We start from the raw sequence: 13,317 nt of genomic DNA, 5'->3' as shown, positions 1-13,317 counted from the left end.
ACAATGAATTTAAAACAGAAACCATTCTATCTTGATGATGATGCCATCCAGTGGGTTCAAGAAACACTAAGTCACTTGAGCTTAGATGAAAAAATAGGTCAACTCTTTCTTCCTATCGGTTACTCGACAGAGCCCGAATACCTTGATCATTTAATTTCTCTCGGTATTGGTGGGCTATTTTTCCGTCCTGGAGAAGCTGCGGAGGTGCAGAAAACTTATCAGTACATGCAAGAAAATAGCAAAATTCCACTACTAACAGCAGCCAATCTTGAAGATGGTGGTAACGGAGCTGCGTTTGAAGCAACAGCCTACGGTCGTCAAATGGCCGTTGCTGCTACAGGTGACTCTCGAGATGCTTACACTTTAGGAAAAATAGCTGCTCGTGATGGTAAGGCAGTCGGTGTAAACTGGGGATTTTCTCCAGTCATTGATCTAGACTTCAATTTTAGAAATCCTATCACAAATGTCCGTACCTATGGTAGTCAAGTTAACCATGTTATTGAAAATGCCAAGGCCTATACACAAGCTTTCCATGATAATGGTTTAATGACATCAATCAAACATTTCCCTGGAGATGGGGTGGATGAACGTGACCAACACCTGTTGACCTCTATTAATAGCTTGTCAATGCCTGCTTGGCGCAAAACATTTGGCCGTGTCTACCAAGAACTGATTGATTACGGGTCTAAAGCAGTTATGATTGGCCATATCGCCCTACCAGCCTACACAGGTGATGAGATGCCTGCAACACTCAATCCTAAGATTTTGCAAAATTTACTCCGAAAAGAACTTGGTTTTAACGGATTAACCATAACAGATGCCAGTCCTATGGTAGGATTTGGATCAGCGATGAAACGTCGTGAGGCTGTTCCTTATACCATTCAAGCAGGTTGTGACATATTACTCTTTAATCGTGTTTTAGAAGAAGATATTCAATTCATGAAAGACGGTATCACCAATGGCATTTTGACACTGGAACGTCTAGATGAAGCTGTTACAAGAATTCTAGCTACTAAAGCTTCACTTGGATTACACTTACACATCGAACACGGTTCAGGACAATTTGAAAACTACGAACAAGAGCAAAATGAGCTGGCAGACCGCTCTATTACTCTTGTCAAAGACGATCAAAACTTACTGCCTCTCACTCCAAAACATCACAAACATTTACTTATTCAAATTTTAGGTAGTTTTGAATCCAATTCTCAAGTAACTCCGCAAGTTATCACCGAATTAGAATCACGTGGTTTTGATGTAACTATCTATGAACCTGAAACTAATTTTTGGGAATTAGATACCGTCCAAAACTTTACCAACAAATATGATGCGGTCCTCTACATTGCTAACGTTGAAAATGCAAGCAATCAAACTGTTGCTCGTATCAACTGGCATACTTTATTTGGTTTAGGAAATAATCTCCCTTGGTTTGTCAAAGAAATTCCAACTGCTTTAATTAGCTTTGGAAATCCTTATCATATTTTTGACTTACCTATGGTTGATACTGTCATCAATGCTTATTGTAACTATGAGCATTTCATTAAAGCAACTATTACTAAACTAACTGGTGAAACTTCCTTCAAGGGAATTAGTCCAATTAACCCATTCTGCGATAATCATATTTTAAAGGAGCTAAGACATGAAAATCCATAATTTAAAGGTAAATGGTATCAATGAGCCCCTTGGGTACCATTTTGATTATTTAACGTTTTCTTGGGAATTGGCTACTCAACACGTCCCAGATAATCTCTCTTTCACCATTGAAGTAGCTAAAGACAGTACATTTTTAGACATTGTTTGGAAAGATGAAACAATTGACACCTTTAATACCATAAGCACTACGGCTGATTTTTTAGAACCTAGACAACACTATTTTTGGCGAGTTTCCACAGAAAATAGTCAAGCAGTTAGCCATTTTGAAACCTCAAAGATGGATGAACTTTGGAGTGCTGATTGGATTACTTATAACGAAAAAAGTTTACCAAGCGTCCGCTTTTCAAAACACATCTCTGTGGACAAACCAGTTCAATCTGCAAGACTGTACAGCATTGGTTTAGGACTTTACGAAGTTGAACTTAACAATCAAAAGGTTGGGCAAGAATATTTCACTCCAGGTTATCATAGCTATGATTTCATTGAGCAATATCAGACCTATGATGTGACTGATTTACTCACTCCAGAAATGGAACTCTCTTTTATTTTGGGAAATGGCTGGTACCGTGGCCGTTTTGTCTTCGAAGGTGGTTTTGAAAACCTTTACGGGGATAAGCAAAAACTAATTGCTGAACTTCATATTACTTATCAAGACGGTAGCACTGAATTAATTGTTACCGACAATTCTTGGAAAACGACGAGCACAGCAATTCAGGATAATTCTATTTACGATGGCGAAACTATTGATTTTGGACATACTATTAAACTTTTAACCACAGTAAAAGTCAACGATACTAAGCAGAATTTACAAGGGCGAATCGACCCACCAATAGGAATTGTGGAATCTTTCACTCCTTGTGTTTTTTATGACGCTGCTGGGCAACTTATTTTAGACTTTGGGCAAGAAATGACAGGATGGATTAGTGGTACATTACCTGCTAATAAAAAAAGAGTGACCTTTCAATTTGCAGAAATCTTGCAAAATGATACTTTCTACACGGATAATTTACGAACCGCTAAACAAACGTTTACCATTCTTAATAATGATATCCAGCGCTATATCAGACCTCACTTCACTTTCTTTGGTTTTCGATATGTAAAAGTTGAAGGACTAACCGAACATGAAGCAAAAACATTTAAAGCTCAAGCTATTCATAGCTTGATGGATGAGAGATTTTCTTTCTCATCTTCTCATGGTAAATTGAACCAACTGATGAGCAATATTCGCTGGAGTCAAAAAGATAATTTTCTAAGTATCCCAACAGATTGTCCACAGCGAGATGAACGTATGGGATGGACAGGGGATATCACTGTTTTTGCTAATACTGCCTGTTATAATATGGAAACTAGAGCTTTCTTGGGACATTTTATGCAAATGCTTACTCTAGAACAAAAACATCTTAATGGAGCTATACCTTTCTTTGCCCCTCTTCCTAAAGTTGATAAAAAAGAAGGGTTAAATCCCTTCTTGACAAGTGCTGGCGCGGCTGTTTGGGGAGACGCTGCTACTGTTCTGCCTTACACGCTCTATAAACATTTTCGAGATAAGGGGTTACTAGCAAAACATATAGATAGTATGGTGGATTGGGTTGATTTTATTTATCAACAAGATGAAGCCAGAGGCGGAAACAGACTATGGGATTTTGGTTGGCAGTTGGGAGACTGGCTAGCTCTTGACTCTGGTATCAAAGGCTCTGTATTTGGTGCTACAGATTCTGCTTTGGTAGCTTCTGTCTACTACTACCTCTCTGCTAATTATACGGCACAAGCACTCCACATTTTAAACGACAAACGTACTAAGTTTTACCAACAATTAACCGAGGACATTCGTCAAGCAATACTAAAGACTTACTTCATTGAAAATAAACTAAACCTGAATCCTAAAACACTCCAATCTGAGGTTGAGCATATTCGCCAAAATATGGCTAATACTTTTGCTGGGCAAAGTATCCCAACTCGAATTGACACACAAACAGGTTTATCACTCCTCCTTCGATACGGTCTTTACCCAAATGAAATGGCGCAAAAAGACTTGATTGACCGTTTGAAAAATAACTTAACTGAGCACGATGGCTTTTTAACCACAGGATTTGCCGGAACTCCTGCATTACCACATGCCCTACTAGATAATGGGCTAAAACAAGAAGCTTTTAATCTATTATTCAAAGAAGCTGCTCCTAGTTGGCTATTTGAAGTCAATATGGGGGCTACAACCACTTGGGAACGTTGGGATTCTCTTTTGCCAGATGGAACGATCAGTGGTACAGATATGAACTCTCTCAACCATTATGCTTATGGTGCAATTGAAGATTTTATTGTTGAAAAATTACTTGGAATAAACCTTCCAGATGTTATTGACAACACCGCAACTTATACCATATTTCCCCATTACACAGATCATTTAGATTGGGTGGAGGGGCGTTTAAAAACTCCTAATGGTGATTTAACGGTTCGTTGGGAAAAAAATGGCACAAGAGTCTCTATTTCAGTGAACTTACCCGTTAGAACAAAAGCTATTTTCATCACACCTAATGATGATTATCAATGGTTACAAGCAGGAGAAAATCATTTGTCCTTCATCGCATAATCATGATATGCTAGATTTTTTCGTAAAAATAGTTGACTCATCACTACTAACCAGACTCATTACAAATGGCTGGTTTTGCTGTATGATGTCAAAAAGGTTTGGATAAAAATATACTATACTAACCTTCCCTTTTGATAGTAATAACATTGATGTAGTGGATGATTGGAAGTCTGCAACTGCACACCTCTTCATTTTCAAGTGTCCACCTTAAATAGTCCACTGGACTATGGTTTAGTACCACGCAATCGTTAGCGGCCATCCTATATGAATGTGATGAACGTCGTTCATCTTATTTCCAACCTCCAAAGGTTCCCCAAACCTTTGGAGCTATACAGAAGTGGGAGTGAAAGTATCCAGTAGACAGTTTCAGCCCGAGCTTAGAAATCAGAGAGCGAGGGGAAGTCAAGACTTCGAAACCATGACTTCTGCCACACTCTCAAAATGGCATGAAAAACAGTTGTAGCTTGCTATGAATATTATTACCGACGCTGGTTATATCTTTTGTAGATACTTCTGATTGCTGCACTGAGTAAAATGCTAAGCATTCCCCAAAGTCTCATACTATCTTTTGAATTGCCAACATCTGACAAGACAGTCACTAACAGCAGATAAAGGCCTATTCCACCCAATAAGATACTGATGCCATAAACGATATATTTCATAAAAACCTCCATTCTTAGCTTCAAATCCTTATATGAGACTAGAGCTATACATTAGACTTACTCTTTCAATCTTTCCTAAAGGATATGCTATTATATGTTATTAATCAAAATTTTTTGAATACATCTCCGCTAAAATAGACACATCGCCAAAAATCTGTGAAATGAACACAATAGAGGTTATTTTAAGCTATTGTTTCCGTTAACAATTATTGATAAACTGAAGAAAATGATTTATTTGGAGGACAGCTATGGTAGACTTATCACAATCTCCCTTTCATTTGACACAAGAGCAAAGCGATTTTGTTGCTCAAACCGTCAATAATCTTACCCTAGACGAAAAAATTGGTCAGCTTTTCTTTGTTATCGGTCAAGATGACAATCTAGAGACCTTCATTGAAACTTATAAACCTGGTGGCATGATGTACCGTCCTGGTCCTGCAGCAACCATCAAAAAGAATATCCAAACGATTCAGAATCACGCTAATATTCCTCTCTTTTTTGCAGCTAATTTAGAATCTGGTGGTAACGGTATTATTTCAGAGGGAACTTGGCTCGGAAATCCTCTGCAAATGGCGGCGACTGATGACACAGAGTCAGCTTATCAACTGGGAAAAGTAGCTAGCTACGAAGCTAATCAGGTCGGTTGCAACATGAGCTTCTCACCAATCGTTGATATTGATTACAACTTCAGAAATCCAATCACCAACACGCGCACCTTTGGTTCAGACCCCAGACGAGTACTCCACATGGCTCAGGCTCAGGCAAAAGGACTAGAAGAAAATCATGTCATTCCCGTGATCAAACATTTCCCTGGAGACGGTGTGGACGAACGTGACCAACATCTCCTCTCAAGCATTAACAGTTTATCTGCTGAAGATTGGTCAAAAACCTATGGTCATATTTACAAAACATTAATTGACGAAGGTGCCCCAAGTGTCATGATTGGTCATATCTATCAACCAGCTTGGGAAAGAAAATTGTGTCCTAGCATTGCAGATAAGGACCTCCGCCCAGCTTCTGCTTCAAGACTGTTGATCAACGGACTGTTACGAACAGAACTTGGTTTTAACGGACTAGCCATTACTGATGCAACAGCTATGGTAGGCTACAACGTTATTATGCCACGTGAACAACTTCTTACAGAAACCATCAATGCTGGTATTGATATGATTTTGTTCAATAAAAATATTGATGAAGATTACGTTGCCATCCGTAAGGCAGTTGAGACCGGTGTCATTTCAAAAGAACGTCTTGACGAAGCTGTCACGCGTATTATCGCAACAAAAGTGGCACAACAACTATTGACCGTGGATAACAAGCTAGGTATTGCTATTCCTGAGACGCTTACCTTAAAAACAGAAGAACACGGTGTTATCACTTCAACAATTGCTCAAAAATCCGTAACACTGGTTAAAGATCGTGATAACCTATTACCTCTTTCACCAGATAAAACACCTCGAATTCGTCTTGTCGTCCTTGGCGATTCTGACGAAGGGGGCTTTAAAGAAGGTGGGAAAGTAACTGATCTTTTCAAGGTTGGTTTAACAGAACTTGGTTTTGAGGTTACCCCTTATCAGATGGATTTTCATGAAATGTTTGAAGAAGGCGTTGAAGATTTGAAAGAAAAATGTGATTTGGCCTTTTATGTTGCTAATGTCGAAACAGCCTCTAACCAAACCACTACACGCTTAAATTGGATCCAACTGATGGCAGCTAACGCACCGTGGTTTGCTTCAAGTTTACCAACTGTTTTTGTTTCTACTGCAAACCCCTACCACCTTTTTGACGTGCCGTACCTATCAACATTTATTAATGCCTATACCGGTACACCTGAGACTGTCAAAGCTGTACTTCGCAAAATTGTTGGTCATGAGTCCTTTGAAGGTATCAATCCTGTTGACCCATTCTGCGGTGACTTCGTTGCTAAATTATAACTAGAGGAGGAATAAATGAACATTTCAAGTATTCTTATCAATCATATGACCGAACCTATTGGTTTTGAATTAAAAAGCTTACGCGTTGATTTTAAAATCGAAGCTGATACAGATATAGCTGTTCAAAAAAAATTAGTCATCTCAACTGCTGAAGCAGTCGTTTATGAAACGGACTTTATGGCCTATGACAATAATCATTTTGAGGTTCCTATAAAACTCACTCCTCGGACGCATTATGATGTTGAGGTTATGATTAAATCCTCAGAAGACATTATTACTGCTCAAACCTTTTTTGAAACCGGGAAAATGTCTGAACCTTTCAATGCCAAATGGATTGCGAACAAGGATAAGTCTGTCCAAAATACCCTTTTTCGCTCTGCTATTTCCATTGATAAACCCGTGAAACAAGCTCGTCTTTATATGACCGCTCTTGGGGTTTATGAAACCTATATTGATGGCAAGAAAATCGGGAAAGAATTCCTAGCTCCTGGGCAAACGGCTTACGATGAGTGGGTACAAATTCAAACCTATGACGTTACAGAAGCTTTTTCTTCTGGGCAACATGAACTCCTTATCTCAACTGCTGATGGTTGGTTTAAAGGGGCTTATGGTTTTATTGAAGGCGTGGATTGTATCTATGGGGATCAGCACCGCGCGCTTGCTGAATACCATATTGTTTACGAAGATGGCACAAACGCTATTTTTGTCACTGATGAAGGTTGGGAAACAACCTCTGGGCAAGTCACTAAATCTTCGATTTACTATGGAGAAGACCGTGATGATACAAAGATGATTTCAGACTGGCAACCTGTTATTCTGGTTGAAGCTGACAATAGTGTTTTAACAGACCGTCTTAGCCTACCTCTCATTGTCAAAGAAACCCTTGATGTTCAGGATGTACTTCAGACACCTGCCGGTGAAACTGTTCTTGACTTTGGACAAAATCACGCTGGCATTTTCCGCTTCTACAATCGGTCTCCAAAAGGAACTCGTATCTTCTTACAAGTCGGCGAAATTTTACAAGAAAATAATTTTTATAATGGTAATCTTCGTTCTGCCCGTGCTGGTTTTGAATACATCTCAGATGGTGTGGAAAAATGGGTACAACCTAAGTTCACTTACTATGGTTTCCGATACATGAAGGTGGAAGGCCTCACCGATATCATTGCTGATGACTTTAAGGCTGATGTTGTTTATTCAGACATGCCTTCAACAGGCCACATTACGACCAACAATCCAAAGGTTAACCGCCTTTTTCAAAATGTTATCTGGGGTCAAAAAAGCAATTTCTTTGATGTTCCAACCGATTGTCCGCAACGCGACGAACGTCTAGGTTGGACAGGAGATACAAATGTCTTCTCAAATACAGCCCTTTTCAACATGGATGCCTATGCCTTCTTCCGCAAATTTTTACGAGATGTTGCCATTGAACAAAAACTTAATAATGGGCGTTCCCCAATGTATGCACCGTCATTTGGTAATCCTGATGGTGGTGGTGCTATTTGGGGAGATGTCACTACCTTTGTCCCTTGGAACAGTTACCAAGCTACGGGAGATGCTAGTATCTTAGCAGAACATTATGACAATATGAAAGCTTGGGTTGATTGGATTGGTCGCAATACTAAAACTGAAAATCTCTGGACAGGCTGCTTCCAGTTTGGAGACTGGTTGGCTCTAGACGGTGAAAATCCTGCTATGCCAACAGGTAAAACAGACGAAGATTTTATCGCATCTATTTACTATCACTATTCTGCACATATTGTTGCCGAAACCGCTAAATTGATTGGCGATACTAATGATGCCTTAGCTTATGAAACTCTTTCTAAAAACATTCTCAAAGCCATTCGTGATGAATATATTTCAGCTAACGGTAAATTAACTATTGATACACAAACAGCTTATGCATTAGCTCTTCAATTTGAACTGGTTCCTACAGAGCAACGTCAACGGGTTACTGCTGACTTGATCAAACGTTTAAACAAAGACGATGACCACCTCAAGACTGGTTTCATCGGAACACCATACATCAACCAAATGCTATCAAAATATGGGCAACATAAATTAGCCACAAAAATTTTCCTTTTGGAAGATCTACCAAGCTGGCTATATGCTGTTAATATGGGAGCAACAACCGTCTGGGAACGTTGGAATTCCGTAGAACCGGATGGTCACATGAACCCTGAAGGAATGAACTCTCTCAACCATTATTCTATCGGTGCCATCATGGAGTGGGCTTACAAATATATTGTTGGTATCCGTAACCCTCAAAACGGCTACAAAGTCTTTGATTTTGCTCCTGAATTTGATTATCGTCTTGATAGTATTGACGCTCACTTTGATTCTCCTTATGGAAAAATTGCTGTCGCTTATCAGATTGAAAGTGATGACAACCATACCATTAAACTCAATCTAAGTGTTCCATTTGGTAGCACTGCACAAGTGACTCTTCCACGTTCTGAAAACGTCGTTGTAACTATTAATGGTGCTAACCAAATAGGAGGACCGTTTAATCTGACTGCTGGTAACTATTCTATTAGTTACATTCCAACCGAAAATTACATCGAGCACTACTCTACTGAGACGACAGTTGCTGAAATTATGGCTGACCCATATCTTGTGGAGCAAATTGATGCCATTAATACTGAAAATCCAATCCTAGGCTTCTTTAAAAACGATACCGAAGCTGTAAATGGTGGTCTTGGTAAAATGTCACTAGCCAAAGTAAATGCTATTTTGCCATTCATCACCATTTCAGAGGAAAATCTCGAAATGGTGAATCAAGTATTAGAATCAACTGTCATTTTGGCACAACGCTAGTTTATATGAGAAACGAGGTTGGGACAAAATATCTCAACCTTCTCTTTTTGATAGTAATAACAGATCGACGCAGTGGTTGATTGGAAGTCCTAGACTGGACACTTCTTTATTTTCAAGTGTCCACCTAAAATAATCCACTGGATTATTCTCGCTCATTCGTTTTCAATCTCGAACTAAAATAGTCCACCGGACTATTTTACGACCACGCATCGTTAGCGGCCATCCTATACGAATGTGATGAACATCGTTCATCTTATTTCCAACCTCCAAAGATCTCCCAGACCTTAACGATTGAGACGAACTTCGTTCGCTTTATTCCCCACCTTAAAAGGTTTCCCAAACCTTTTGAACTATACGGATGTGAGAGTGAAACTGTCCACTGGACAGTTTCAGCCTAAGTTTATAAACCAGAGAGCGAAGGTCATTTGTTGACGATTTAACGATTGTTGTCCCACTCTCTTCTCATTTTTTAGAAAGGAAATATCTATGTTTAAAGGTGCACTTTTCGACCTTGACGGTGTGATTGCAGATACTGCCGTCTTTCACTTTGCTGCTTGGAAAAATTTGGTAAAAAAACACTTTAACGCTGATTTACCAGATGAATTAGAAGAAAAAACCAAAGGGATTAGCCGCGAGGATTCACTCCATGTTATTTTAAATTATCTTAATATCCAAGTCTCAGATGAAGAGTTCAGAGCTCTAGCATCTGAAAAAAATGAAGCCTATGTAGAAGCATTAAATGTTTTAAATCCAAATTACATCCTACCTGGCATTACATCATTTATCAGCGATCTCAAATCAAATCATGTCAAAATCGCCCTAGCATCAGCTTCTAAAAATGGACCATTAATCTTAAAAAAATTAGGCCTTTCAGACGCTTTTGACGCCATTGCTGATCCTGCTAAAGTCGCTGCTGGAAAACCTGCACCAGACATTTTTTTGGCAGCAGCTAAATCTCTTAATCTTGATCCTAAAGACTGTATTGGGGTTGAAGATGCAGTTGCTGGTGTATCTGCTATCAATGCTTCTGGAGCCACTTCGATCGCTGTCGGAGGAGTTGAATTAAGTCAGGCTACCAAGCGCTTTAACAATACATCTGAACTTAATTTTAAAGAAGTCTTATCAGCTTGGCAATCTAATATGGCATTAGAAAGATAGTTCTATGAAGCGTCAAGAAATTAATATTCGAGATCCATACATATTAGTACATAATGAGAACTACTATCTCTATGGAACAAGAAGTCAAACAACATGGTCAGACGCTGATGGCTTTGACTGCTATGTTTCCCAAAATCTTACCGATTGGGAAGGACCAATAGAGGTTTTTAAACGTACAGATGATTTTTTTGCTACCCAAAATTTTTGGGCTCCTGAAGTTTATGCCTATCAGAATGCGTTTTATATGGTAACAACTCTAGGAGCTAAAAATCAAACCAAGGGCATTTATGTCCTAAAAGCAGATCAACCAATCGGACCATTTGAACTCATCAGTGATCGTCTAACGCCTGAAAATTGGGCTGCAATAGATGGCACCTTATACTTTGAAAAGGAGACTCCTTATCTTATTTTTTCTCATTCTTTTGAGACTTCCCCTGATGGTGACATGTGCCTATTACCTCTGAACAAGGATTTAACTTCAGTAAGAGAGGAACATCCATTAACACTTTTTTCTGCCAAGGAAGCTAGCTGGGCCAAGCCAGTTCCTTTTGCCAAGGAAGAATTTGGCATGGATGAAGATGTGTATTTCACAGATGGTCCTTCTCTGTTTAAGGATGAACAAAATGACCTATACATGATTTGGTCTTCTTGGAGTACTACAGGATATGCAGTAGGATTAGCACAATCTGAGACTGGTTCGGTGATTGGTCCATGGCAACAGCTCCCTGATTTGTTATTTGGTGAAAACGGAGGTCATGCTATGGTTTTCAAAGACCTAAATCAAACATTACGATTTGCATACCATTTCCCAAATGACCATTACAGAGAAAAACCTCAATTTGCTGAACTTATCCAAAAACACAACTCTTACAAGCTAATCAATCGCACTGATCTTTTGGAGGATTAAAATGGCATTTTCTTATCAAAACCCCATCCTACGTGGTATGTATCCCGACCCATCCATCGTTCGTGTAGAGGATACTTTTTACCTTGTTAACTCAACCTTTGAATATTATCCTGGTATTGCACTCTCTAAGTCAACTGACCTTCTCAATTGGACGAAATTACCATCAATCGTAACAGAAGTCAGCCAGGCTGATTTACGTTCTTCCAAATCTAATGAAGGTATTTTTGCAGTCTGCATTCGCTATCACGACGGTCATTTCTATGTTATTACAACTAACTTCGCTGAGTTTAAAAACTTTATTATCCGTGGCACTTTAAGTGACGATGGTAGACATATTATCTGGGAGCGAAACCGTGTCGTTGTCGATATTTTTGGTATTGATCCTGATCTCTTTTTTGAAAATGGCAGAGCCTATGTCCAGTTTACGGGTTATATTGATAATAAAGGCACTAAAGCCATTCAGCAAGTTGAAATTGATATTACTAGTGGTACTATTCTTAAAGGCCCAAAAGTCCTAAGTCTAGGAACTGGTGGACGTGATGTCGAAGGGCCACATATCATTAAACGAAACGACTGGTACTATCTCTTAGCCGCAGAAGGTGGAACTGGATTAGGGCATATGATTACCATGTTCCGTAGCAAGTCCTTATGGGGGCCTTACGAAGAAGCACCACAAAATCCGCTTTTCACTAATCGAGATCGTGCGGATGAACCTTTGCAAAATATTGGTCATGCCGATCTCTTCCAAGACGCTTCGGGTAATTGGTGGTTGACTTGCTTGGGAACTCGTCCTACTGCCATTGATCACATCCAAATTACCAATATTGGCCGTGAAACATTATTATACCCCGTTGATTGGTCAACGGAGTGGCCAAGTATTTACAATGGTACTCCAACACTTACAGTTGATTTAACAGATTTCCCAGAACATGCCAAAACACTCAAAAATCAAGACTTAACTGACTTTGTTGATGATTTTTCAGAAGATAAATTACATCCCGAATGGGTTAGCCTTAGAGATTCTCTAACAGCCAGATTGAGTCTTACAAATGGAACACTAATCCTGTCTGGCTCTTCTCTCACATTAGCAGATTTAGGAACACCAAGTTTTCTAGCACTCAGACAAACCGAACATCAGGAAATATTTACCCTTGATATTGATACTAAAGAAACTAAAATCAATAATGGTGCTATTGGTATCGCAGTAACCATAAACACTGATCACTATGGTGCCCTCTTAATCGAAAAAGGAGATACCGAAGGTACTTACCATATCTTTAAAGTAGCAAAAGTTCTTGATTTAGAAATCAAAGAACGTATTGCTACTATTGAGCAACTCCCTGAACAATTGGTACTAGAACATGGCAAAGATTATAAGCGTTTCTCCGCACTCCTTGACCACAAAACGATAACATTTGACCTCCATGCTCAGCACTTCTCCAATGAGGCCATTGCAGCTCTAAATACAGGAGATTTCCAAGGTATGTACGTCTTAGACGATGCTAAGCTAGTTGTAGTTCATGCAAGTAGGAAGGTTCTCTTAGACAACGAAAGGTAAGGTTCCATTACGCTATATTTTTAAACATTTGTAATTCCTATTGT

The 13,317-nt window shown here is 39.2% G+C and carries 8 protein-coding genes; 7 read left to right on the top strand and 1 reads right to left on the bottom strand.

Features of this window, described 5'->3' with window-relative positions:
* Positions 1–3: 3 nt before the first annotated feature.
* Positions 4–1,650, top strand: coding sequence for a glycoside hydrolase family 3 protein (locus ACFPQ3_RS04235; RefSeq protein WP_156805682.1), 1,647 nt, complete (start codon positions 4–6; stop codon positions 1,648–1,650).
* Positions 1,637–4,237: an alpha-L-rhamnosidase gene (locus ACFPQ3_RS04230; RefSeq protein ID WP_156805681.1), complete on the top strand. Its 2,601-nt coding sequence runs from the start codon at positions 1,637–1,639 to the stop codon at positions 4,235–4,237. Before ACFPQ3_RS04235 ends, ACFPQ3_RS04230 begins: the two co-directional genes overlap by 14 nt.
* A gap of 479 nt (positions 4,238–4,716) precedes the next feature.
* Here ACFPQ3_RS04230 and ACFPQ3_RS04225 read toward each other — a convergent pair whose 3' ends face one another.
* Complete coding sequence (locus tag ACFPQ3_RS04225; protein ID WP_156805680.1) at positions 4,717–4,899, bottom strand: hypothetical protein; 183 nt, start codon at positions 4,897–4,899, stop codon at positions 4,717–4,719.
* 248 nt (positions 4,900–5,147) lie between these two features.
* Here ACFPQ3_RS04225 and ACFPQ3_RS04220 point away from each other — a divergent pair, with 248 nt between their 5' ends.
* From ACFPQ3_RS04220 to ACFPQ3_RS04200, 5 genes are all read left to right on the top strand, one after another.
* Entirely contained in the window at positions 5,148–6,833 is a 1,686-nt protein-coding gene (locus ACFPQ3_RS04220) for a glycoside hydrolase family 3 protein (protein WP_156805679.1), read from the top strand.
* A gap of 15 nt (positions 6,834–6,848) precedes the next feature.
* Positions 6,849–9,650, top strand: a complete 2,802-nt coding sequence (locus ACFPQ3_RS04215) for an alpha-L-rhamnosidase (RefSeq protein ID WP_156805678.1) — start codon at positions 6,849–6,851, stop codon at positions 9,648–9,650.
* 486 nt (positions 9,651–10,136) lie between these two features.
* On the top strand, positions 10,137–10,808 hold the full coding sequence (gene pgmB / locus ACFPQ3_RS04210; RefSeq protein ID WP_156805677.1) for a beta-phosphoglucomutase: 672 nt from the start codon (positions 10,137–10,139) through the stop codon (positions 10,806–10,808).
* A 4-nt stretch (positions 10,809–10,812) separates the two neighbouring features.
* Complete coding sequence (locus ACFPQ3_RS04205; protein ID WP_156805676.1) at positions 10,813–11,715, top strand: glycoside hydrolase family 43 protein; 903 nt, start codon at positions 10,813–10,815, stop codon at positions 11,713–11,715.
* A 1-nt stretch (position 11,716) separates the two neighbouring features.
* Complete coding sequence (locus ACFPQ3_RS04200; RefSeq protein ID WP_156805675.1) at positions 11,717–13,273, top strand: glycoside hydrolase family 43 protein; 1,557 nt, start codon at positions 11,717–11,719, stop codon at positions 13,271–13,273.
* Positions 13,274–13,317 lie beyond the last annotated feature (44 nt).

The sequence above is a fragment of the Streptococcus caledonicus genome (assembly GCF_042656225.1).
GTDB lineage: Bacteria > Bacillota > Bacilli > Lactobacillales > Streptococcaceae > Streptococcus > Streptococcus caledonicus.
This window is presented reverse-complemented; position numbering and strand designations above follow the sequence as displayed.

Excerpts from the sequence above, each read along its gene's own strand:
- pgmB (WP_156805677.1), top strand. The coding sequence starts at position 10,137 with ATGTTTAAAGGTGCACTTTTCGACCTTGACGGTGTGATTGCAGATACT.
- ACFPQ3_RS04235 (WP_156805682.1), top strand. The coding sequence starts at position 4 with ATGAATTTAAAACAGAAACCATTCTATCTTGATGATGATGCCATCCAG.
- ACFPQ3_RS04215 (WP_156805678.1), top strand. The coding sequence starts at position 6,849 with ATGAACATTTCAAGTATTCTTATCAATCATATGACCGAACCTATTGGT.
- ACFPQ3_RS04200 (WP_156805675.1), top strand. The coding sequence starts at position 11,717 with ATGGCATTTTCTTATCAAAACCCCATCCTACGTGGTATGTATCCCGAC.
- ACFPQ3_RS04225 (WP_156805680.1), bottom strand. The coding sequence starts at position 4,899 with ATGAAATATATCGTTTATGGCATCAGTATCTTATTGGGTGGAATAGGC.
- ACFPQ3_RS04205 (WP_156805676.1), top strand. The coding sequence starts at position 10,813 with ATGAAGCGTCAAGAAATTAATATTCGAGATCCATACATATTAGTACAT.
- ACFPQ3_RS04230 (WP_156805681.1), top strand. The coding sequence starts at position 1,637 with ATGAAAATCCATAATTTAAAGGTAAATGGTATCAATGAGCCCCTTGGG.
- ACFPQ3_RS04220 (WP_156805679.1), top strand. The coding sequence starts at position 5,148 with ATGGTAGACTTATCACAATCTCCCTTTCATTTGACACAAGAGCAAAGC.